General features: G+C 69.2%; 19 protein-coding genes and 1 pseudogene. 13 read left to right on the forward strand and 7 right to left on the reverse strand.

Annotated features, from left to right (window positions below; genetic code table 11):
- The first annotated feature begins 7 nt into the window (after positions 1–7).
- The 6 genes from L0C25_RS20415 to L0C25_RS20440 all read left to right on the forward strand — a co-directional run bounded on the left by L0C25_RS20415 (position 8) and on the right by L0C25_RS20440 (position 6,759).
- Positions 8–1,111, forward strand: coding sequence for a sulfotransferase family protein (locus tag L0C25_RS20415; protein ID WP_271633619.1), 1,104 nt, complete (start codon positions 8–10; stop codon positions 1,109–1,111).
- Positions 1,108–2,103: a sulfotransferase family protein gene (locus L0C25_RS20420; RefSeq protein ID WP_271633620.1), complete on the forward strand. Its 996-nt coding sequence runs from the start codon at positions 1,108–1,110 to the stop codon at positions 2,101–2,103. Before L0C25_RS20415 ends, L0C25_RS20420 begins: the two co-directional genes overlap by 4 nt.
- 214 nt (positions 2,104–2,317) lie before the next feature.
- Entirely contained in the window at positions 2,318–3,358 is a 1,041-nt protein-coding gene (locus L0C25_RS20425) for a sugar ABC transporter substrate-binding protein (RefSeq protein WP_271633621.1), read from the forward strand.
- Positions 3,359–3,456: 98 nt separating this feature from the next.
- A complete protein-coding gene (locus L0C25_RS20430) occupies positions 3,457–4,254 on the forward strand; it encodes an ATP-binding cassette domain-containing protein (RefSeq protein ID WP_271633622.1) in 798 nt (265 codons plus the stop codon).
- An 11-nt stretch (positions 4,255–4,265) separates the two neighbouring features.
- Positions 4,266–5,561, forward strand: coding sequence for a sugar ABC transporter permease (locus tag L0C25_RS20435; protein ID WP_271633623.1), 1,296 nt, complete (start codon positions 4,266–4,268; stop codon positions 5,559–5,561).
- A 46-nt stretch (positions 5,562–5,607) separates the two neighbouring features.
- Positions 5,608–6,759, forward strand: coding sequence for an ROK family protein (locus tag L0C25_RS20440; RefSeq protein WP_271633624.1), 1,152 nt, complete (start codon positions 5,608–5,610; stop codon positions 6,757–6,759).
- 21 nt (positions 6,760–6,780) lie between these two features.
- Here L0C25_RS20440 and L0C25_RS20445 read toward each other — a convergent pair whose 3' ends face one another.
- From L0C25_RS20445 to xylB, 4 genes and pseudogenes are all read right to left on the reverse strand, one after another.
- Positions 6,781–7,962: an ROK family transcriptional regulator gene (locus tag L0C25_RS20445; RefSeq protein ID WP_271633625.1), complete on the reverse strand. Its 1,182-nt coding sequence runs from the start codon at positions 7,960–7,962 to the stop codon at positions 6,781–6,783.
- Positions 7,959–8,609, reverse strand: coding sequence for a TIM barrel protein (locus tag L0C25_RS24015; protein ID WP_333908550.1), 651 nt, complete (start codon positions 8,607–8,609; stop codon positions 7,959–7,961). Before L0C25_RS24015 ends, L0C25_RS20445 begins: the two co-directional genes overlap by 4 nt.
- A 115-nt stretch (positions 8,610–8,724) precedes the next feature.
- Positions 8,725–9,117: pseudogene (locus tag L0C25_RS24020) on the reverse strand (TIM barrel protein); the annotation flags it as partial.
- A 46-nt stretch (positions 9,118–9,163) separates the two neighbouring features.
- On the reverse strand, positions 9,164–10,555 hold the full coding sequence (gene xylB / locus L0C25_RS20455; RefSeq protein ID WP_271633626.1) for a xylulokinase: 1,392 nt from the start codon (positions 10,553–10,555) through the stop codon (positions 9,164–9,166).
- A gap of 151 nt (positions 10,556–10,706) precedes the next feature.
- On the opposite strand from xylB, the gene L0C25_RS20460 reads away from it, so the two are divergent.
- Positions 10,707–11,228: a flavin reductase family protein gene (locus tag L0C25_RS20460; protein WP_271633627.1), complete on the forward strand. Its 522-nt coding sequence runs from the start codon at positions 10,707–10,709 to the stop codon at positions 11,226–11,228.
- A 45-nt stretch (positions 11,229–11,273) separates the two neighbouring features.
- Positions 11,274–12,308, forward strand: coding sequence for a glutathione S-transferase family protein (locus L0C25_RS20465; protein ID WP_271636866.1), 1,035 nt, complete (start codon positions 11,274–11,276; stop codon positions 12,306–12,308).
- A 13-nt stretch (positions 12,309–12,321) separates the two neighbouring features.
- On the opposite strand, the gene L0C25_RS20470 is transcribed toward L0C25_RS20465, so the two are convergent.
- On the reverse strand, positions 12,322–12,738 hold the full coding sequence (locus L0C25_RS20470; protein ID WP_271633628.1) for an HIT family protein: 417 nt from the start codon (positions 12,736–12,738) through the stop codon (positions 12,322–12,324).
- A 36-nt stretch (positions 12,739–12,774) separates the two neighbouring features.
- On the opposite strand from L0C25_RS20470, the gene L0C25_RS20475 reads away from it, so the two are divergent.
- The 5 genes from L0C25_RS20475 (at position 12,775) to L0C25_RS20495 (ending at position 18,341) form a co-directional block, all read left to right on the forward strand.
- Complete coding sequence (locus tag L0C25_RS20475; protein ID WP_271633629.1) at positions 12,775–13,911, forward strand: winged helix DNA-binding domain-containing protein; 1,137 nt, start codon at positions 12,775–12,777, stop codon at positions 13,909–13,911.
- Positions 13,912–13,967: 56 nt separating this feature from the next.
- Entirely contained in the window at positions 13,968–14,393 is a 426-nt protein-coding gene (locus L0C25_RS20480) for an SgcJ/EcaC family oxidoreductase (RefSeq protein WP_271633630.1), read from the forward strand.
- A gap of 108 nt (positions 14,394–14,501) precedes the next feature.
- Positions 14,502–16,370, forward strand: a complete 1,869-nt coding sequence (dxs, locus tag L0C25_RS20485) for a 1-deoxy-D-xylulose-5-phosphate synthase (protein ID WP_271633631.1) — start codon at positions 14,502–14,504, stop codon at positions 16,368–16,370.
- A 144-nt stretch (positions 16,371–16,514) separates the two neighbouring features.
- Positions 16,515–17,429 carry a PAC2 family protein gene (locus tag L0C25_RS20490; RefSeq protein ID WP_271633632.1) on the forward strand — a complete coding sequence of 305 codons (915 nt, stop codon included), beginning with the start codon at positions 16,515–16,517 and terminating at the stop codon, positions 17,427–17,429.
- Between the two features lie 39 nt (positions 17,430–17,468).
- Positions 17,469–18,341 carry an acyl-CoA thioesterase gene (locus tag L0C25_RS20495; RefSeq protein WP_271633633.1) on the forward strand — a complete coding sequence of 291 codons (873 nt, stop codon included), beginning with the start codon at positions 17,469–17,471 and terminating at the stop codon, positions 18,339–18,341.
- A 79-nt stretch (positions 18,342–18,420) separates the two neighbouring features.
- On the opposite strand, the gene L0C25_RS20500 is transcribed toward L0C25_RS20495, so the two are convergent.
- Both L0C25_RS20500 and L0C25_RS20505 read right to left on the reverse strand, forming a co-directional pair.
- Positions 18,421–19,299 carry a MaoC family dehydratase gene (locus L0C25_RS20500; RefSeq protein ID WP_271633634.1) on the reverse strand — a complete coding sequence of 293 codons (879 nt, stop codon included), beginning with the start codon at positions 19,297–19,299 and terminating at the stop codon, positions 18,421–18,423.
- 1 nt (position 19,300) lies between these two features.
- Positions 19,301–20,644 (reverse strand): 3-oxoacyl-ACP reductase, encoded by a 1,344-nt coding sequence (locus tag L0C25_RS20505; RefSeq protein ID WP_271633635.1) that lies wholly within the window; start codon positions 20,642–20,644, stop codon positions 19,301–19,303.
- Between the last annotated feature and the right edge of the window lie 83 nt (positions 20,645–20,727).

The following is a 20,727-nucleotide window of genomic DNA, read 5'->3' on the forward strand; positions in this document are numbered from 1 at the left end:
CCCTGCCATGCCAGAGCCGACGCACGATGCCGATCAGCCCCGCGGTCGCCTCGTACTGATCACAGGTACCGGCCGCAGCGGTACGAGCACCGCCTCGGGAACCCTGAGCCATCTCGGCCTGCACGTTCCGGGGCCGTATCTCGGCGCGAACAGGTCGAACCCGAAGGGGTTCTTCGAGTCGCGGTGGGCCGTCCGGTTCCACAAACGACTGCACAAGCGGGCCTGGATCAACGACTTCGACGGTCGACCCGAGGCGGTGGAGCTCGCCCGCGAAGCCATCACACCGGCGATGCGCGATGAGCTGCGTGGATTCCTCGAGGATGTCTCCGGCGAGCATGACCAGGTCGTCGTCAAGGACCCTCGAACCGTTTGGTGCCAGGCACTGTGGGCGGACTGCTCCGCCGACGTCGGCCTGTCGATCCGCTACCTGTCGATGCTCCGTCATCCCGCCGAGGTGCTCGGCAGCCGCACGGAGTACTACGCGGCGGGGGCCGACGACGACCGTCGGCGCTACTACGCGACCAGCAGCCTCGGCCGCTGGATCAACTCGTCCATCGTCAACGAGCGCGAGACGCGCGGCGCGCGGCGTACGTTCGTGCGGTACGTCGACCTGCTCCGCGACTGGCGTACGACGATGAAGAAGGTCGCCGTCGACCTCGGGCTCGAGTACGACAGCGACCTCGACGACATGTCGCCGCATCCCGTCGACGAGTTCATCGACCCCGACCTGCGGCGGGTGCAGGTCACCTGGGACGACGTCGACGTCCCGGCTCCGCTCCGCGAACTCGCGGAGGAGGTCTGGCAGAACCTCGAGGCGCTCGCCGACAGCGACGGAACCGACGAAGGCGCGTCGCGGACCCTCGACGGGCTCGGCGCGAGGTACGCCGCGATGGTGCAGGATGCGAAGGCGATGTCGCACGATGCGACCGAGCAGTCGGTGAACAAGGCGAAGGACACCGCCGTTCGTCAGGAGCGCAAGCGCGTACGCGAGGAGGAGGCCGCCGCTGCCGAGGCGGCCGACCCGGCGGCCGAGCAGTCCGGTGTCGACCGGTTCCGGGCCCGAGCACGCGGCGCACTCGGAGCCGTCGCATCGAAGGTGCGGTCGAAGTGAGCGACCGGATCCTGGTGCTGATCACCGGCACCGGCCGCAGCGGCACGAGCACGATGTCGGGCACGTTGCATCACCTCGGGCTCAGCGTGCCGGGGCCGTACCTCGGTGCGAACCGTTCGAACCCCAAGGGGTTCTTCGAGTCGATGTGGGCGGTGCAGTTCCACAAGCGGATCCACAAACGCGCGCGGGTCAACGACTTCGACGCGCGGCTCGACGCTCTCGATCGCGTACGCGAGGCGACCACCGACGAGTCGATCGCCGAGCTCGACGAATGGCTGGCCGGGCAGGACGCCGAGCAGCTCGTCGTCAAGGATCCGCGCACGGTCTGGCATCAGCGGCTCTGGGCAGATCGCGCGGCACAGGCCGGACGTTCGATCCGCTACGTGTCGATGCTTCGCCATCCGGCCGAGGTGATCGGCAGCCGCGTGACGTACTACCTCAGCCGGGGAAACATCGACCTGAGCGAGCGGGCGTACACGATCAGTAACGTCGGTCGGTGGGTGAGCGCCAGCCTGGTGAACGAGCGTGAGACGCGAGGGGAGCGGCGGGCCTTCGTCCGGTACGCCGACCTGCTCGACGACTGGCGCAGCGTTGCCGGCATGCTGCGAGACGATCTCGGGCTGTCGTACGACACCTCCCTCGATCCGCACACTCCGCATCCGGTCGACGACTTCGTCGAGCCGGAGCTGCGTCGGGTCCGCGTCACCTGGTACGACCTCGACGTACCCGACGAGCTGCAGGCGATCGCCCAGGCGACGTGGGACAACCTCGGGCTGCTGGCCGACAACGCCGGCGCGGCCGAGGACGCATCGGCGGCGCTCGACGTGCTGGCGCAGCGGTACGACCGGTTGCTGGACGACTCGCAGGCGCTCGCGTACGACGCGATCTACGCGGCCGGCGCCGAAGGCCGCGCGGAGGGTGCGCGCACCGCCCGGCGGAAGCTGAAGGAACGCGCTCGCGAGCGTAAGCGCGCCCGCGAACAGGCCGACTGACGCGCGGTTTGCCGGGTAGCGGCGCGGATTACCACGGGTCCATGGTAATCCGCGGCCCGCGGGAGCACCGATACCAATTTGTTGTTTCGAACTACTAGACGACGTCTGTGACGCGCGTTACGTTGTTCCAAACAACAATTGCGTCGATTGGTAGGAGGCGGTCTGCGTGAAGCGGATGCCTGTTTTGGCCGTTGCTGGCCTGCTGGGAGCGTCCATGGCGCTCACCGCATGTGGAAGCGATGATGACGGCGACGGTGGTGGGAGCGGCGGAGGAGAGTCCGTCGGCAAGGTCGGAGTGATCCTGCCCGACACGGAGTCCTCCGTACGTTGGGAGAGCGCCGACCAACCGGCGTTGAAGGCTGCCTTCGAGAAGGCCGGTATCGAGGCGAGCATCCAGAACGCGCAGGGCGACTCGTCGAACATGACAGGTATCGCCGACTCGATGATCGCCGACGGCGTCACCGTGCTCGCGATCGTCAACCTCGACAACGAGTCCGGCGCGGCCATCCAGGAGAAGGCCGAGTCGCAGGGCGTTGCGACGATCGACTACGACCGTCTGACCCTCGGCGGCAGCGCGAGCTACTACGTCTCGTACGACGGGTTCAAGGTCGGCCAGGTGCAGGGCGAAGGCCTGCAGCAGTGCCTGGGCAAGGACACCAAGGCCAACATCGTGTACCTCAACGGCTCGCCGGACGACAGCAACGCGACGTTGTTCGCCAACGGTGCACACGACGTGTTGGACAAGAACTCCAACTACAACGTGGTGGCCGAGCAGGCCGTACCCGCCTGGGACAACACCGAGGCGACCAAGATTTTCGAGCAGATGTGGACCCAGAACAAGGGCAAGATCGACGGCGTCCTCGCCGCGAACGACGGTCTCGCCGGCTCCGTGATCTCGATCCTGGACAAGAACGACGCGGCCGGGAAGGTTCCGGTGACGGGCCAGGACGCCACGGTGCAGGGCCTGCAGGACATCCTCACGGGTGACCAGTGCATGACGGTCTACAAGTCGGCCACCCAGGAGGCCAACGCGCTCGCCGATGTTGCGATCGCGATGGCCAACGGTGACGAGCCGGAGACGAACTCCACGTCGGACGACAGCGAGGGCGACCGCGAGGTCCCGTCGATTCTGCTCGATCCGCTGCTGGTGACGAAGGACAACGTCAAGGCCGTCGTGAAGGACGGTGGCGTCGAGGCTTCCGAACTGTGCAACGGCTTCGAGCAGGAGTGCAAGCAGGCCGGCATCGACTTCTGACGCTGCCCACTGCTTTTCGAGAACACGTGGGCGGCCCGTACTGCACGGGCCGCCCGCACCTCTCACCCACCTGACTCACGAACGTACGGAGAACCACCATGTCGGAACGGCCGGATTCGGCCACGCCGCTGCTCGAGCTGCGCGGCGTCAACAAGAGCTTCGGAGCCGTCGGCGTCCTGCACGACGTCGCTTTCAAGGTGTACCCGGGCCAGGTCACCGCGCTCGTCGGAGACAACGGCGCGGGGAAGTCGACGCTGGTGAAGGCGATCGCCGGGATCCACACGATCGACTCCGGCGAGTACTTCTTCGACGGCCGCCACGTCGAGATCCACGGCCCGCGCAACGCCGCGGCCCTCGGCATCGAGGTCGTCTACCAAGACCTCGCGCTGTGCGACAACCTCGACGTCGTCGAGAACATGTTCCTCGGCCGGGAGCAGCGCCGGGGCGGCCTGATGCTCGACGACGACGCGATGGAGCAGCAGGCGCGCGAGACGCTCGCGTCGCTGTCGGTACGTACGATCAACTCGGTACGCCAGAGCGTCGCCAGCCTCTCCGGAGGGCAGCGCCAGACGGTCGCGATCGCGAAGTCCGTGCTGTGGAACAGCAAGGTCGTGCTGCTGGATGAGCCGACGGCCGCGCTCGGTGTCGCACAGACCCGACAGGTTCTCGACCTCGTCCGCCGTCTCGCCGACAACGGGCACGGTGTCGTCCTCATCTCGCACAACCTGGTCGACGTCTTCGAGGTCGCCGACCGCATCACCGCGTTGTACCTCGGGCGGGTCGCCGCCGACGTACCCGCGGCCGACCTGAACAACAGTCGCGTTGTCGAGCTGATCACGTCCGGACGCTCGGGCGACCTCGGCGTCGCATCGAGCACGACCGCACAGTCGGCATGAAGGGGCGATCCATGACTGTCGACAAGAAGACCGAGCCCGATACGCAGGCCACCACCGAGTCGAGCGCCGCGTTCGCCGGCGATGCCCGCGCGACCACGCTCGGCGGCTCGCTGACCAAGTACGTCGAGCGCGTACGCGGCGGCGACATGGGCGCGTTGCCGGCCATCCTGGGCCTCGTAGTGCTCTTCGTGGTGTTCACCACGCTGCGGCCCGACTCGTTCACCTCCGAGCTCAACATCGCGAACCTGTTGACCCAGGCGGCCGCGATCTGTGTCCTCGCGATGGGGCTCGTCCCCGTGCTCCTGATCGGTGACATCGACCTGTCCGCGGGAGTCGCCGGCGGCACCTCCGCGGGCGTCGCCGCGCTGTTGATCGACCGCGAAGGGTACGCATGGCCGATCTCCGTTGTGGCCGGCATCGCGACCGGAATCCTGATCGGCTTCGTGATCGGCCTGCTCGTCGCCAAGTTGGGCATCCCGTCATTCGTCGTCACGCTTGCGTTCTTCCTCGGCCTGCAGGGCGTGATCCTGAAGCTGATCGGCCAGGGTGGGTCGATCGCGGTACGTGACGGTGTCATCCGCGGGCTGACGATCGACAATATGCCGGTCGTCGCCGGCTGGATCGTCGTCGGCGGCATCCTGGTGGCGTACGCAGCGGGAAGCATCTACACGCATCGCAAGAAGAGCGCCCTCGGGCTACAGCGAGGGCCACTCTCGTTGGTCATCATCAAGCTCGCCGTGATCTCGGTGGTGTTGCTCGGCACGACGGCCTTCCTGAGCGTCGACCGACGCGCCGTAAAGACGCCCGCGACAGATCCGATCCAGGGCATCCCGTACGCCGTCTTCGTCGTGGTGGCCCTGCTGATCGTGCTGTCCTTCGTATTCGGGCGGACCCGGTACGGCCGACACGTCTATGCCGTCGGCGGAAACCGCGAGGCGGCCCGCCGCGCTGGTATCAGCGTCGACCGCGTCCGGGTGTCGGCGTTCATGGTCTGCTCCGGCATGGCGGCAATCAGCGGCATCATCACCGCGTCGTACGACGGCAAGGTCTCGCCGGGCTCCGGCGGCGGCAACGTGCTGCTGTACGCGGTCGGAGCCGCGGTCATCGGCGGCACCAGCCTGTTCGGTGGGCGCGGACTGATCCGCAACGGCGTCATCGGCGGGCTCGTGATCGCGACGATCGCCAACGGGCTCTACCTGCTGAACCAGGCGGCGTACATCAACTTCCTCGTCACCGGTGGCGTGCTGCTGCTCGCGGCGAGTGTCGATGCGATCTCGCGGCGGCGTCGGACCTCGACGGGAACCTGACGTGGCGCTGAAGGGGCGGCCGGGGGCCGGGACGAACCAGGAGGCAGTGCGACGGCACAACCTCGGGACGCTGCTCGGCCACGTGCACCACAACGGGGAGATCTCCCGTGCCGCACTGACGTCGCGAATGCGGCTCAACCGCAGCACCATCGCGGCACTGGTCGCGGAGCTGGAGAGCCTCGGCCTCGTCGAGCAGCGAACCCCTTCCGGTGCCCGCAGTGGTGCCGGACGCCCCTCGCTGGACGTACGCCCGGGCAGGATCGAAGCGTTCGTGCTGGCGACGGAGCTCCGTGTCGACGAGATCACCGTGGCCCGGGTCGGACTTGGCGGCCAGGTCCTGGCCCGGGCCTCGGGTTCCACCCCGGTGTCGCGCGACCCGGAGCAGGTCGCCGACGCGTTGGCGGTCATCCTGACCAAGCTCGCGGCCGAAGCCCCGGCTCGTTCGCGACTGGTCGGCGTGGGCGTCGGCATTCCCGGCGTGGTGAGTGACGACGGCGGGCTCGTCCGCTTCGGGCCGAACCTCGGCTGGACGGACGTCCCGTTCGTACGTCAGCTGGCCGACCGGCTCGACGCCGACGTCGAGATCCGGGCCGGTAACGACGCCGACCTCGGTGTGATGTCGGAGCACATCCGCGGCGCCGCCATCGGACACGACAACGTCGTGTTCCTCTCCGGCGACGTGGGCGTCGGCGGCGGCGTGATCGCGGGTGGTCGAGCGATGCCCGGTGTCGGCGGGTACGCCGGCGAGCTCGGCCACATGAGGATGAACCCGCGCGGGCCCGTGTGCCGCTGCGGCAACCGGGGCTGCTGGGAGACCGAGATCGGCGCGCACGCGGTCGCATCGGCCGTGCGCTTTCCACACGGCGACCTCGCCGGGCTGGCCGCACGCCTCGCGTCGGTACGCCGGCCGAACGACCGGCTGCGTACGGTCGGGCGCAGCCTGGGCGCCGGGCTCGCGAACATCGTGAACATCTTCAACCCCGAGGTCGTCATCCTCGGCGGCGTACTCCGCGACGTGTTCCCGGTCGTACGCGACGACGTGCTGTCGGCCGTTGTCAAGGGTGCGCTCGCGGCGCCCGGTGAGCAGGCGACGATCACCCTGCCCGATCTCGGTGCCGACTCGGTCCTCCTCGGCGCAGCCGAGCTCGCGTTCGAGCCGCTGCTCGAAGATCCGTCGGCAGTGCTCGAACGACGCTGAGGAGCGGCTCGGTGCCCGGCCCTACTTCAGCGGAACGCGGCCGGCAAAGACCTCGTCGAGGGACTGCGTGGCCGCGCCGGTTGCCGCGGCGCGCAGTCCGAGCGTGCTCAGCTGCGCCCGGCAGCCCGGACCGCCGAAGACGTCGGACTCGAGCGCAGCACGTACCCGGGGAAGCAACCAGCGACCGAGCGGTACGAAGTAGCCGCCGAGGACGATCGTCGACGGGTTCAGGGCATTCGCCAGTACCGCCGCACCCGAGGCGAGCCAGTCGGCGACATCGTCGAGACCCTTGCGTACGCGGGGATCCGACTCCGCGCGGGCCGCGATCTGCGCCGCCACACTCACCGGGTCGCCGGTGGGGGTACGCGCATCACCGACGGCGCGTACGGTCGCGGACAGGCCGACGACTGCCTCCCAGCAACCGAGCCGGCCGCACGCGCACCGCCGATTCGGATCACCGATCCGCATGTGTCCGACCTCGCCCGCGTGCCCGAATCCACCGCGTACGACCTCGCCGCCGCTGATGATGCCGCCGCCGATGCCGACCGTGCCGGTCAGATAGACGACATCGGGAACACCCCACGCGGCGCCGTGGCGCACCTCCGCGAGCGCGGCGCAGTTGGCGTCGTTGTCCACGCCTACCGCGACGTCGGGGCCCAGCTGTTCGCGCAGCATCGTCGCGAGCTCGACGGTGTCCCAGCGAAGGTTCGGCGCGTACGTCACCCGCGCCTGGTCTACGTCGACCAGACCGGGTACCGCGGCTGTCACTCCGATCAGGGTGCATCCCTTTGTCGCAAGGCGTTGCGCCGCACCGACCGCGGCTTCGACGACCGTACGCGGCGACACCGTGGAGGCGGGCCGCTGCTCGGAATGCAACGTTCGCCCGGCCAGATCGAGTGCAACCACCGCCACGTAGTCGACGTTGGCCTCGACCCCGAGCGCCGCGTATCCGGAGCCACCCAGCTCGACCGGACGGCTCGGCCGGCCGCGCGTCGGTGCACTGTCGGGCTGCTCGACGACCGCGCCGACGGCCGACAGGGCGCCGACGATCGTGCCGACGGTCGCCTTGGCGAGGCCGGTACGCCGCGCGATCTCGGTACGGCTCAGCGGACCGTCGTCACGTAGCGACCGGAGTACGAGCGCGGTGTTGTGACGCCGAAGCACACCGGCCGCGGCGGGAGAGTCGGCGCCGGCATCGATCACCGCACGCCGTACAGATATTCGAGCGCGAGCTGGTCGAGCCGCTCGAACGCCATGCCACGTTGGGCGTGCGCGTCGGGGTCGAACGAGTCGTTCTCGAGGTCGGCCCAGCCCTCGCGGTCCGCGAGCGTCGGCACCGACAGCTCCGGCACCCGGGCGTCGGCGAGTGCCTGCTGCACCTCGGGATCGGCCCGGAACGCGCGCACCTTGTCGCGCAGGATGAGGTAGTTCGTCATGCACGCCGCGGCCGACACCCAGACGCCGGCATCGTCTTCGGTGCGCGGCGTCTTGTAGTCGAAGTGGAGCGCACCGTCGAACCCGGCGGCCTCGAGGGTGTCGACCACCCAGAACGCGCCGCGTACGTTGCCCGCGCCGAACCGAAGATCCTGGTCGTAGCGCGGGCCGTGCTGGCCGTTCAGGTCGATGTGGAAGAGCTTGCCGTGCCACAGCGCCTGCGCGTACCCGTGTGCGGCGTTGAGGCCGGCCATCTCCTCGTGCCCGATCTCGGGGTTGACGCCGAAGAGCTCGGATCGGTCGAGGCTGCCGATGAACGCGAGTGCGTGCCCGATGGTCGGCAGCAGGATGTCGCCACGGGGTTCGTTGGGCTTGGGCTCGATGGCGAACCGCAGGTCGTACCCACGGTCGTGCACGAACTCTCCGAGGACGTTGAACGCCTCGCGGTAACGCTTCGAGCGCGGCGCGTACGTCCTTCGCGGCGCCGGACTCGGCGCCCTCGCGGCCGCCCCAGCACACGTACACCTCCGCGCCCAGCTCGGCGGCCAGGTCGACGTTGCGCATCACCTTGCGGATCGCGAACCTACGTACGTCACGATCGTTGGAGGTGAAGCCGCCGTCCTTGAACACCGGATGGGTGAACAGGTTGGTGGTCGCGGTCGTGACCGCGAGGCCCGTGTCGGCGAGACCCTTCTTCCAGGTGGCGATCACCCGCTCGCGCTCCGCCTCGTCGACGCCGAACGGGATCACGTCGTTGTCGTGGAAGTTGACGCCGTACGCGCCGATCTCCGCGAGCTTGTGGAGTCCTCGTACGGGGTCGAGGTCGGCCCGGGTCGGCTCACCGAACGGATCGCGTCCGCCGTACGCGACGGTCCAGAGACCGAAGGAGAACTTGTCGTCGGGTGTGGGAGTGGGGATCGGCATCGGGGAGACCTCGCTTCATTCGGGGACGGCTTCGGGCGCGGAGCCCTCAGGACCAGCTGGCGGTTCGGTCACGCAGCCGCGCGTACGCGGCGCGAATGTCGGGTTGTGGCTCGGCGTCGTGTGGCTCGCCCATGTCGACGCCCCAGTCGGGCGGCCGGCTCGCGCCGGACAGCGCCCACGCCGCCTGCCGGGCGGCGCCGAGCGCGACGTACTCGCCGTCGGCGGGTACGACGACCGGCACGCCGAGAATGGCGGGTGCGAGGGCGCGAACGGCCGCGCTGCGCGCTCCGCCTCCGACGAGCAACGCCCGTCGCGGCTCTACGCCCGTCGCGGCGACGAGGGCGTCGATCGCGTCGGCGAGGATGCACAGGAGTCCTTCGACGGACGCCCGCGCGATGTCGGCCGGGGTCGTCTCGCTGGTGAGGCCGTGCATCGTGCCGACCGCGTCCGGGCGGTTGGGCGTACGCTCACCGTCGAGGTAGGGCAGGAACGTCACACCGTGTGCGCCCGCTGGGGCGGACAGCGCCAGCTCCGATAGCGCCGCATGGTCGACGCCGAGCGTGCGTGCGGCGAGGTCGAGGATGCGGGCGGCGTTCAGGGTGCAGGCCAGCGGCAGGAACCGGCCCGTCGCGTCGGCGAACCCGCTCACCATGCCGCTGCCGTCGGCGACCGGCTTGTCGACCACGGCCGACGCGACGCCCGACGTGCCGATCGAGACGGTGACGTCGCCGGGGCGCGAGTCGAGGGCGAGTGCCGCGGCCATGTTGTCGCCGGTGCCCGGTGCGATGACCGCGCCGGCCCGCCGGCCGACGACCTCTGCCGGCCGCGCGATGCGGGGCCGGGTGAAGTCGTGACCGAGCGCGCCGACCGCGAGCTCGGGTAGCCAGGCGTCATCGTGTGGGGAGTAGTAGCCGGTGCCGGAGGCGTCACCACGATCGGTCGTCGCCTCGCCGGGGTGACCGGCGAGGTACCAGGTCAGGTAGTCGTGGGGGAGGAGCACCCGGTCGACGCGGTCGGCGTTGTCGGGCTCGTGGTCGCGGAGCCAACGCAGCTTGGTGATCGTGTACGACGCGACGAAGACCGAGCCGGTGGCGTCGGCGCAGGCCTGTGCTCCGCCCAGCTCGTCGACGAGGGCTTCTGCGGCGGCCGCCGACCGGGTGTCGTTCCACAGCAGCGCGTCGCGTACGGGCAGCCCGTCGGCATCGAGGGTGACCATCCCGTGCTGTTGTCCGCCGACGGCAACGGCCTGTGCCTGGTCGAGCAACGGGCCGGCGGCCTCGTCGAGGGCCTCGATCCAGGTGCGCGGGTCGACCTCGGTGCCGTCGGGATGGGCCGCGGTGCGCGTCGCGACGACCGTGCCGTCGTCGGCGCGGACCAGGACTGCCTTCGTCGACTGGGTGGACGAGTCGATGCCGACAACGAACTCTTCGTCGGGCACGCGGACCTCCTTCGAGCGCGGGCCTCCAGTTTCGTACGAGACCTGAACTAAGTCAATGAGGGGTGGCCATATCGGCCGCCGAGGTACGGATTCGTGCCAATAGCGAGACGCCTATTGGCACGAATCCGTACCTCGGCGCGAAGATGGCCGGGTGACGATCCATTCGGACCACCCGTTCCTGCCGCCCGAGGGCGACCGCGACCCGGTACGCCGGCTGCGCGGACGTACGCCCGCACCCGTCACGGTCTTCGCGACAGAGCACGACGGCTCCCGAGCGGGGCTGACGGTCTCGTCGATGATGATCGCGGACGGCGACCCGGCACACGTGCTCGCCCTCGTCGACGAGGACTCCGACCTGTGGGACGCGCTCGAGCAGACCCGGGTCGCCGCGGTGTCGCTGCTGTCCTGGCGTCATCGCGGGCTCGCCGATGCATTTGCGGGCGTCGGGCCCGCGCCCGGCGGGCCGTTCCGCCTCGGCTCGTGGGAGGACACCACGTGGGGTCCCGTCGTCGCCGACACGGCCGGATGGGCGGGCGTACGCCTGGCCGACGCCGAGCCGCGTCATGCCGGGTGGGCGCTGCTCGTCGATGCCGTGATCGAGCACGTGGAGATTCGCGATGTCGATGACGACGAGTCGATGTCCCATCTGCGTGGGCGATACCGGCGATTCTGAGCGCGAGACATAGGTTTGTCACCAGACGTGGAATCGGAGGCCGCGATGGAGCAGCAGGGCGAGCAGGACGCGTACGTGAAGAAGGGCGCCGAGTACAAGCGCGACATGAACTACATCGACACGCGCATCACCAAGGACGGGCGTGACGGGTACGCGGTCGAGCCCGGCCGCTACCGCCTGGTCGCGGCGCGTGCGTGCCCGTGGGCGAACCGCGCGGTGATCGTACGTCGGCTCCTCGGTCTGGAGGACGCGATCTCGATGGGCCTGTGCGGGCCGACGCACGACAAGCGCAGCTGGACGTTCGACCTCGACCCCGGCGGCGTCGACCCGGTGCTCGGCATCGAACGGCTGCAGCAGGCGTACTTCAAGCGCTTCCCCGACTACCCACGGGGCATCACGGTGCCCGCGATCGTCGACGTGCCGTCCGGCGAGGTCGTGACCAACGAGTTCCAGCAGATGACGCTCGACTTCTCGACCGAGTGGACCGACTACCACCGCGAGGGCGCGCCGGAGCTGTACCCGGAGCGGCTGCGCGCCGAGATCGACGAGATGGCGCACCGCAATCTGACCGAGGTCAACAACGGCGTCTACCGATGCGGCTTCGCCGGCTCGCAGGAGGCGTACGACGAGGCGTTCGGGCGGCTGTTCACCCGGCTCGACTGGCTGTCGGACCACCTGGCGGATCGCCGGTACCTGGTCGGCGACACGATCACCGAGGCAGACGTACGGCTGTTCACGACCCTCGCGCGGTTCGACGCCGTCTACCACGGGCACTTCAAGTGCAACCGGCAGAAGCTGACCGAGCTACCGGTGCTGTGGGCGTACGCGCGCGACCTGTTCCAGACGCCCGGATTCGGCGACACGACCGACTTCGTGCAGATCAAGCAGCACTACTACATCGTGCACGCGGACGTGAACCCGACGCAGATCGTGCCCGTGGGGCCGGACCTGTCCGGCTGGCTGACGCCGTCGGGGCGGGAGGCTCTCGGCGGCCGGCCGTTCGGCGACGGTACGCCGCCCGGGCCGCCGCCCGCGGCGGAGGCCGTGCCGCCGGACCACACGCCCGCCGCTTGGACCTGAGCAGACGGTCGGCTCAGCGACCGTCGAGCGCCGCGGCGATGCGCGCCGCGTACTCGTCGGCCTCGCCGTCGGCGTACTTCGTGCGCGGCCAGAAGAAGCCGCGCAGCCCGTCGCCCTTCGTACGCGGGACGACATGGACGTGCAGGTGCGCGACGCTCTGGCTCACCACGTTGTTGACCGCGACGAACGTGCCTTGGGCGCCGAGACCGCTGGTGATCGCGTCCGCGACGCGCTGCACCTCGGTGAAGAGCGGCTCCAGCAACCCGGACGGCAGCTCGGGCAGGGTGACGACGTGCTCCCGGGGGAGTACGAGCGTGTGGCCCTTGAATACCGGCCGGTGGTCGAGGAATGCGACCGTGTCTCTCCCGTGGTGCACGATAGGTGCCGTGACCTCACCGGAGATGACGTTGCAGAACACGCAGTCGGCCATGCGCCCATCCCACCACGACCCTGCGCGGAGCGGTCGGTGACGCGGCGGTGGACGCAGGAGCGGCTCGCGCGTACGTCGCTGCGTAGGCAGTTTCCGCGAATCCGTGGTCGGGGCCCGGCCGCGGTCGTCGAGGCGTACCGGCGCCTCGGCCCGATCCAGACGCAGGTTCCGCGCGCCGCGCACCTCGCGCTCGCGTCGCGGCTGCCGGGCGTCACGTACGACGCGATCACTGCCGCGTTCGAGTCGTACGACGTCGTCAAGGCGTCGAACCTTCGCGGCACCGTGCACACGTCGACCGCCGAGCAGCACGGCTGGCTCGCGTCGGTGTGCGACCGGCCGCGAGACCTGGCGATCGCCAACCACCTCAAGATCGCGGGCATCACGCCCCGCGACGTCACCGATGAGATCGAGCGGTACGCGCACGGCGAGTGGCGTGAGCGCAAGGACCTGGTCGCGCACATGTGGGACTGGCTCGACGAGCGCGGTGCGGGCCGGAGCAACGGGGCGGCGAGCAACACGATGTCCGACAGCCTGCTCTGGGGCCACGCCCGGCTCGTACGCCGTCCGCGCGACACCGCATGGGAGCGTCGTACGGACGTCTATCACCAGGCGGCGTCAACGGTGCTCGGTGCGGAGCCGGTACGCGCCGAGGAGGCGATCGAGCGGCTCGTGCGCCTGCACCTGTCGGCGTACGGCCCGGCGACCCGACGCGACATCGCTTGGTGGATGGGCAGCACCCTCACGCCGGTCGACGACGCCGTGACCCGCCTCGGAGACGATCTGGTCGCGTACCCATCCGATGACCGCGACCCGTACCTCGATCTGGCAGCGCCCCGCAAGGGCGACGGCTCCGACCCCGGCACGCGGTTGTTGCCGGAGTTCGACGGCCTCGTCCTCGGGTACGCACCGCCGAACCGTGGCCGGTTCGCGCATCCGGACCACCTGGACCGGATATTCGCTCGCGAGAACGGTCTGATGTCGCCGGCCGTCCTTCGGGATGGCCGGATCGTCGCGACCTGGAAGCTCACGGCATCGGGCAAGCGCAATGACATCGTGGTGGCGATGCTGCCCGCGTTCTCACCGGTTCTCGAAGACGAGCTCGCGGGACCGGTCGCCGACGTCGCGGCCGCGCTGGCCATCGAGGTCAGTGACGTACGCATCACACGGGTTTGATCGGGGGCCAGGGGTTGGTATCTTAGTGCTAAGATAACTCATCCGGAGGGCAGCCCATGGACATCCACCCGGCAACCGCGGTGCGCGAACGCGCCATCGACGTGGACGTCATCCTCGGCCTGGTCGCGGATTTCGAGCACGCCCAGCAGAACGAGCGGGTCGACGACTTCGTCGCGTTGTTCGGCGAGAACCCGGTCTGGACGACCGGTCATGGCAAGCGCCTCGACGGACTCGAGGAGATCGCGTCGTTCACCGCGAAGGTGCTCCCCGGCGCGATGAGGGAGGCGACGCAACGCTACGACGTCGCGCGGATCGCGTTCATCGGGCCCGATGTCGCGATCGTCAACGTCGAGCAGACGCCGATCACCCATGATGGCCGGGTGATCGAGGGTGCACCGACCGGACGGCCCTTCTGGGTTCTCGCCCAGGACACCGAGTGGCGCATCGTCGGGGCGCAGAACACCCAGGTCGTCGAGGCCTGACCTCCCCGCGGGCGCGCATCCGAACGGCCGGTCCGGTTAGACTCGAACGCTCAGGACGCAGTTCGCTGCGCCGTGCCCGACGCACCGAACCGAACGGAGGCGCGCCCGATGGGGCTGCTCGAAACGATCGAAGATCCGCGCGATCTTCGAGACCTCGACGACGAGCAGCTCACGTCGCTCGCTGCAGAGATCCGCGAGCGGATCATCGCCTCGGTCGCCGTCAACGGCGGTCATCTCGGCCCCAACCTCGGTGTGGTCGAACTGACCATCGCGATCCACCGGATCTTCCGGTCGCCGAGCGACCGCGTCGTCTTCGACACGGGCCACCAGGCGTACGTGCACAAGATGCTGACGGGCCGCGCCGACCAGTTCGATCGGCTGCGCAAGGAGGGTGGGCTTTCGGGCTACCCGTGCCAGGACGAGTCCGATCACGACATCGTCGAGAACTCCCACGCATCGACGAGCCTCTCGTACGCCGACGGGCTCGCCAAGGCCAACTCGTTGGCCGGTCGCGACGACCACGTGGTTGCGGTGATCGGCGACGGCGCCCTCACCGGGGGGATGGCCTGGGAGGCGCTCAACAACATCGCGGCAGACAACGACCGCCGGCTCGTGGTCGTGGTCAACGACAACGGCCGCTCGTACATGCCGACGGTCGGCGGCCTCGCCAACCACCTCGCGTCGCTGCGGACCAACCCGAAGTACGAACCCGCGCTCGAGGCGATCAGGGACCGCATCAAGGGCACCAAGGTCGTCGGGCCGAAGGCGTACGACACGCTGCATGCGATCAAGAAGGGCCTGAAGGACGCGATCGCCCCCCAGGGGATGTTCGAGGACCTCGGCCTGAAGTACCTCGGACCGATAGACGGCCACGACCAGGAGGCGGTCGAGAACGCCCTCACGCTCGCGAAGAGGTACGGCGGACCGGTCCTCGTCCACGTCCTGACGACGAAGGGCAAGGGGTACGACATCGCGGTCGCCAACGAGGTCGACCAGATGCATCAGGCGCCGTCCGGTGGGTTCGATCCCGAGACCGGTGACGCGACCACCGCCTCACCCGCCTCCTGGACGTCGGTTTTCCGCGACGAGATCGTGCGGCTCGCAGATCACGACCCGCGCATCGTGGCGATCACCGCGGCAATGCTCTACCCCGTGGGGCTCGACGCGTTCGCCGAGAAGTTTCCCGATCGGGTGTTCGACGTCGGCATCGCCGAGCAGCACGCCGTCACCAGTGCGGCCGGCCTCGCGATCGGCGGCATGCACCCCGTCGTCGCCCTCTACTCGACCTTCCTGAACCGCGGCTTCGACCAGCTGCTGCTCGACGTCGCCCTGCACCGCTGTGGCGTCACGTTCGTGCTCGACCGGTCGGGTGTCACCGGTGACGACGGCCCGAGCCACAACGGCATGTGGGACATGTCCTTACTGCAGATCGTGCCTACCCTGCGGCTGGCCGCACCGCGCGACGGCGCCCGCGTACGTGAGTTGCTCGGCGAGGCGGTCGCGGTGTCCGACGCGCCGACGGTCGTGCGCTACCCGAAGGGCGGCGTGTGCGCAGATGTCGAGGCGATCGAGCGCATCGGCGAGGCCGACATCATGCTTCGCGAGGGAGCCGAGGACGTCCTGCTCATCGGCGTCGGCTCGATGGTGGGCATGGCGCTCGACGTCGCCCGGGGGCTCGCGGCCGACGGTGTCGGTGCGACCGTCGTCGACCCGCGCTGGGTCAAGCCGATCGGGCCCGAGATCGTCGACCTCGCACAACGCCATCGGCTCGTCGTGACGATCGAGGACAACGGCCGTTCTGGGGGAGTCGGCGCGATGGTGCGACAGGCCGTCGCCGACGCCGACGTACGCACCCCGGTGCGGGTGCACGGCGTACCACAGGAGTTCCCGGACCACGCGAAACGAGAGGTCATTCTCGAGCGGGTGGGACTGACACCGGAGGCGATCCTCGACGACACGCGGGCCCGGCTCGGGTAATCCCGCGGCCGGAACCCTTGCGCCGCCGTACGCATGCGTTCCGGGTGAACCTGCGTACCGACTGACCGATACGCGCCGTGGCGAGGGTGGGACACTGGAAGCTGCGGGAATGCCTTGGCCCGGTCGCGCGTTGGAGGGATTGCTATGGGATGGATCCGCAACCGCAGTACGCGCCGGCAGACATCGCCGATTCCCGGTCTCGACGAGGGCGAGCGACCGGTGCTTGTGCACGCCCTCGACGGCTTCCTCGGCGCCGGGTCCGGACCGCGAGTGGCGGCCGAGTACATCGGAGGCGACGACGGGATGGTCGTCGAGAGTCTCGACGTCGACGAGTACTACGACTACCGCGCTCGACGCCCGCCGCTGATCTTCGACGAGGACCACTACCGGGAGTACGAGCCCCCGACGCTGGACGTGCGACTCCATCGCGACCAGGTGGGCACGCCGTACCTGATGCTCGCGGGACCGGAGCCCGACTACCGCTGGGAGGCGTTCGCGATCGACGTCGCCGATGTCATCGAGCAGTACGACGTCGGGCTCACCGTCGGCATGGGTGCCGTGCCGATGGGCGTACCGCACACCCGACCGCTCGTTGTCACCCAGCACGCGAACCGCAAGGCGCTGGTCGACCAGCGCAACCTCTGGAACGGGCAGGTCGTCGTGCCCGCGAGCGCGCAGGCGTTGCTCGAGTACCGACTCGGTGAGTGGGGCTTCGACGCCATGGGGTACGTCGTGCACGTGCCGCACTACCTCGCGCAGGTCGACTATCCGGCGGCCTCGATCGCGCTGTTGGAGTCCGTGTCGCGCCGTACCGGCCTGCGCTTCGAACTCGACGAGCTGCGCGCACGACAGGTGGAGGCGATCGCCGACATCGAGGACCAGATCCGCGAGCAGGACGGCGGTGCAGTGCTGGCGAACCTCGAGCAGCAGTACGACGCGTTCAGCCGTGGCGCGAACCAGTCGCTGCTGGCGTCCGACGAAGCGCTGCCTTCCGGCGACGAGCTCGGTCGCCAGTTCGAGCAGTTCCTCGCCCAGGTCGACAAGCGCGACGACGACTGACCGGGCCGTATCGTGCCGCGGGCATGACAGAATGCCCGCGTGCCTGAATCGATCTCCGAGCTCGTCGGCCTGCTCGATCTCGAGCGCCTGGACGAGGACCTGTTCCGGGGCTCGCACCCGTCGTCGAGCGAGATGACCAGGGTCTTCGGCGGCCAGGTGGCCGCGCAGGCCCTGATGGCCGCGTGCTCCAGCATTCCGGCCGGTCGCAACGTGCACTCGCTGCACGCGTACTTCCTGCTCGGCGGTGACCCGTCGGTGCCGATCATCTACGACGTCGACCGGATCCGCGACGGCGGTTCGTTCAGCACCCGACGCGTGTCCGCGCGACAGCACGGCGAGGTCATCTTCTATATGACCGCGTCGTTCCACAAGCAGGAGTCGGGCTACGACCATCAGGACGAGATGCCGGTCGTACCCCCTGTCGAGAAGTCGATCCCGATGATCGACCTGCTCAAGACGCTGAACGAGGACGTCGCCGAGCACTGGAAGCGCGAGTGGGCCGCGATCGACCTGCGCTACGTGGGCGACAACCGCTCCGACGACGACACCACCCGCAAGACGGTTCCCGCGGTGCAGCGTATGTGGTTCCGCGCCAACGGCGACCTGCCGGACGATCCCGTGCTCAATGCGTGCGTGCTGACGTACATCAGCGATCTGAGCCTCCTCGGTACGTCCCTGCTGCCGCACGGTGTGCTGATCGGTTCGCCGCGCATCCAGCCGGCGTCGCTCGACCACGCGGTGTGGTTCCACCGCCCGGTACGTGCCGACGAGTGGCTGCTGTACGACCAGACCTCGCCGTCCGCGACCGGCGCCCGAGGGTTCGCGACCGCGAACATCTATGCGCAGGGTGGCGAGCTCGTCGCGTCGGTAGCGCAGGAGGGCCTGATCCGGCCGATCGAGCCGAGGCGCTGAGCCGCCCGAGGTGCAGTCGGTGTGGGATTGATGGATACCTATTCCACCGATCCCGCACCGACGCCACCGCGGTCGGGGGCTAGAGCGTGGTAACGCGGCCGACGAGATGGGTGATCGGCTTCTTGGAGCCCGTGACTCCGAATGACGTCTCCCGTTCGCCGAGATCGGCACCGAACGACACCGTGCCCGGCAGCAGGATCGGCTTCTTGAACTCCACGTCCACGCGGTACGCGCGCGGCAAGGCAGATCCGAGTGCGGCAAGGCACCGCGCCTTGGTCCACATGCCGTGCGCGATCTGCCGCGGGAAGCCGAGCGCCTTGGCGCTCAGCCGGTAGAGGTGGATGGGGTTGCGGTCGCCGGAGACGGCGCCGTAGCGGCGGCCGAGGTCGCCGCCGAGCCGCCACCGTGCCGTGCCCGCGGGAGCCTCCAGTCCGTCGACCGGGGAGTCTGCGGACGCCGACTCGTCGCGCGCACCGCGGGAAAGGTAGCTGCTGGTCTCCTCCCACACGAGCGTGCCGTCGACGGTCGCCCGCGAGACGAGATCGACGAGCCGTCCACGCGGGTGCGGCCGCAGGTTCGTGGCATGCACGGACATCGCGTACGACTCGCCCACCTCGAGCGGGAAGTACTGGGTGATCGAGTTCGTCAGGTGCACGGCGCCCATCGGGGCGAACGGGAACGACGTGTCGGTCATCAGCATCAGCTGCAGCCCGAACGCCGCCAGATGGGGGTACGTCGCGGGCAGCTCGTTGCGCAGGCCGAATCCGCACACGTCCGCGTACGCGGCGAGGTTGGCGCCGTCGGTGGTGATCTGCTCGCGGGTCAGAGTCACGTCGGGTACGTCGCCGTCTGCGTGGCGTACGCCCGGGAGGTTGCCGACGACGGGAAGCGCGGGAAGAGCGGCCTTCACGTACAGCGGAAGCGTCGCGGGCGCGGCATCGAGGTTGCGAACGGCCATCTCAGGCCCCCAGCAGGCTCTGACCGCACACTCGCACGACATTGCCGCTGACCGACGACGAGCCGGGGTTCGCGTACCACGCAACGGTCTCGGCGACGTCGATCGGCCGTCCGCCCTGCGACATCGAGTTCATCCGGCGGCCGGCCTCACGGATCGCCATCGGGATCGTCTTGACCATCGCCGTCTCGATGAATCCGGGCGCGATCGCGTTCACGGTGATTCCGGTGTCGGCCACCCGGGCCGCGAGCTCCTGCACGAAGCCGATGACGCCCGCCTTCGAGGCGGCGTAGTTCGTCTGGCCGTTGTTGCCGGCGATGCCGGCGATCGACGACACGCCGATGACGCGGCCGTTCGGGCGGATCAGCTGCTGGTCCAGCAGCTCGGCCGTGATGCGCTGCGGCGCGCCGACGTTGACGTCGATGACCGCCTGCCAGTTCTCGGACTTCATGTTGCGCAGGCGCTTGTCGCGCGTGATGCCGGCGTTGTGTACGACGATGTCGACTCCGCCGTGTGCCTCGTCCAGATGGCGCGCGATGCGCTTCGGGGCGTCGGCTGCAGTGATGTCGAGCGTGATGCTCGTGCCGCCGAGCTCGTCGATCAGCTTCTTCAGGTCGCTCGCGAGCGGAGCGACGTCGAGGCCGACGATCGTCGCGCCGTCACGGTGCAGCGTGCGCGCCATCGCCTCGCCGAGCCCGCGCGAGGCCCCGGTGACGAGGGCGACCTTGCCCTCGAGCGGCCGGCGTACGTCGACTGGCTCGGGTGCGTTCTTCGCGAGCGTACCGATACGGATGACCTGACCCGAGACGTACGCGGACTTCGGCGAGAGCAGGAACTCGAGCGTGGACGCCGCGGCATCCTCGGCGCCGGGCGCGACGTAGACGAGCTGGACGGTCGCGCCGCGGCCGACCTCCTTGCCGAGCGACCGCGTGATCCCCTCGAGAGCGCGTTGGGCGATGGCCTCACCATCGGACTCGGCGTTCTCGACGGGGGTTCCGAGCACGACGACTCGTCCGCAGCGCGCCAGACTGCGCAGCACGGGCGTGAAGAACTCCTGGAGCCGCACGAGCTGGTCGGGCGTCCGGATGCCGCTCGCGTCGAAGACGATGCCCTTGTATCGCTTGCCGTCCTCCGCCGCACCGTCCACGGCGACATCGTGCGTGGCGAGCAGGTCGCCGACGTACTTCTCGAGTCGGCCACCCTCGGCCGCGCCGACCAGCACCGTGCCGTCGACGAGCGGTGCGCCGTCGCGCCAGCGCTCGAGGACCGGCGGGTTGGGGATGCCCACATTCTTCGCGATCAGCTGTCCGACCGGGGTGTTGACGAGGGCAAGGTATCGGTCAGTCATCCGCGATGTGTCCTATCTCTCGCATACCGATGGTATCTCGAACGTCGTGCAAACTGTAACTTCAAGTTACGCTCGGAGTCCAC

Origin of the sequence: Solicola gregarius (assembly GCF_025790165.1) — a bacterium.
In the GTDB taxonomy this organism is placed as follows: Bacteria; Actinomycetota; Actinomycetes; order Propionibacteriales; family Nocardioidaceae; genus Solicola; species Solicola gregarius.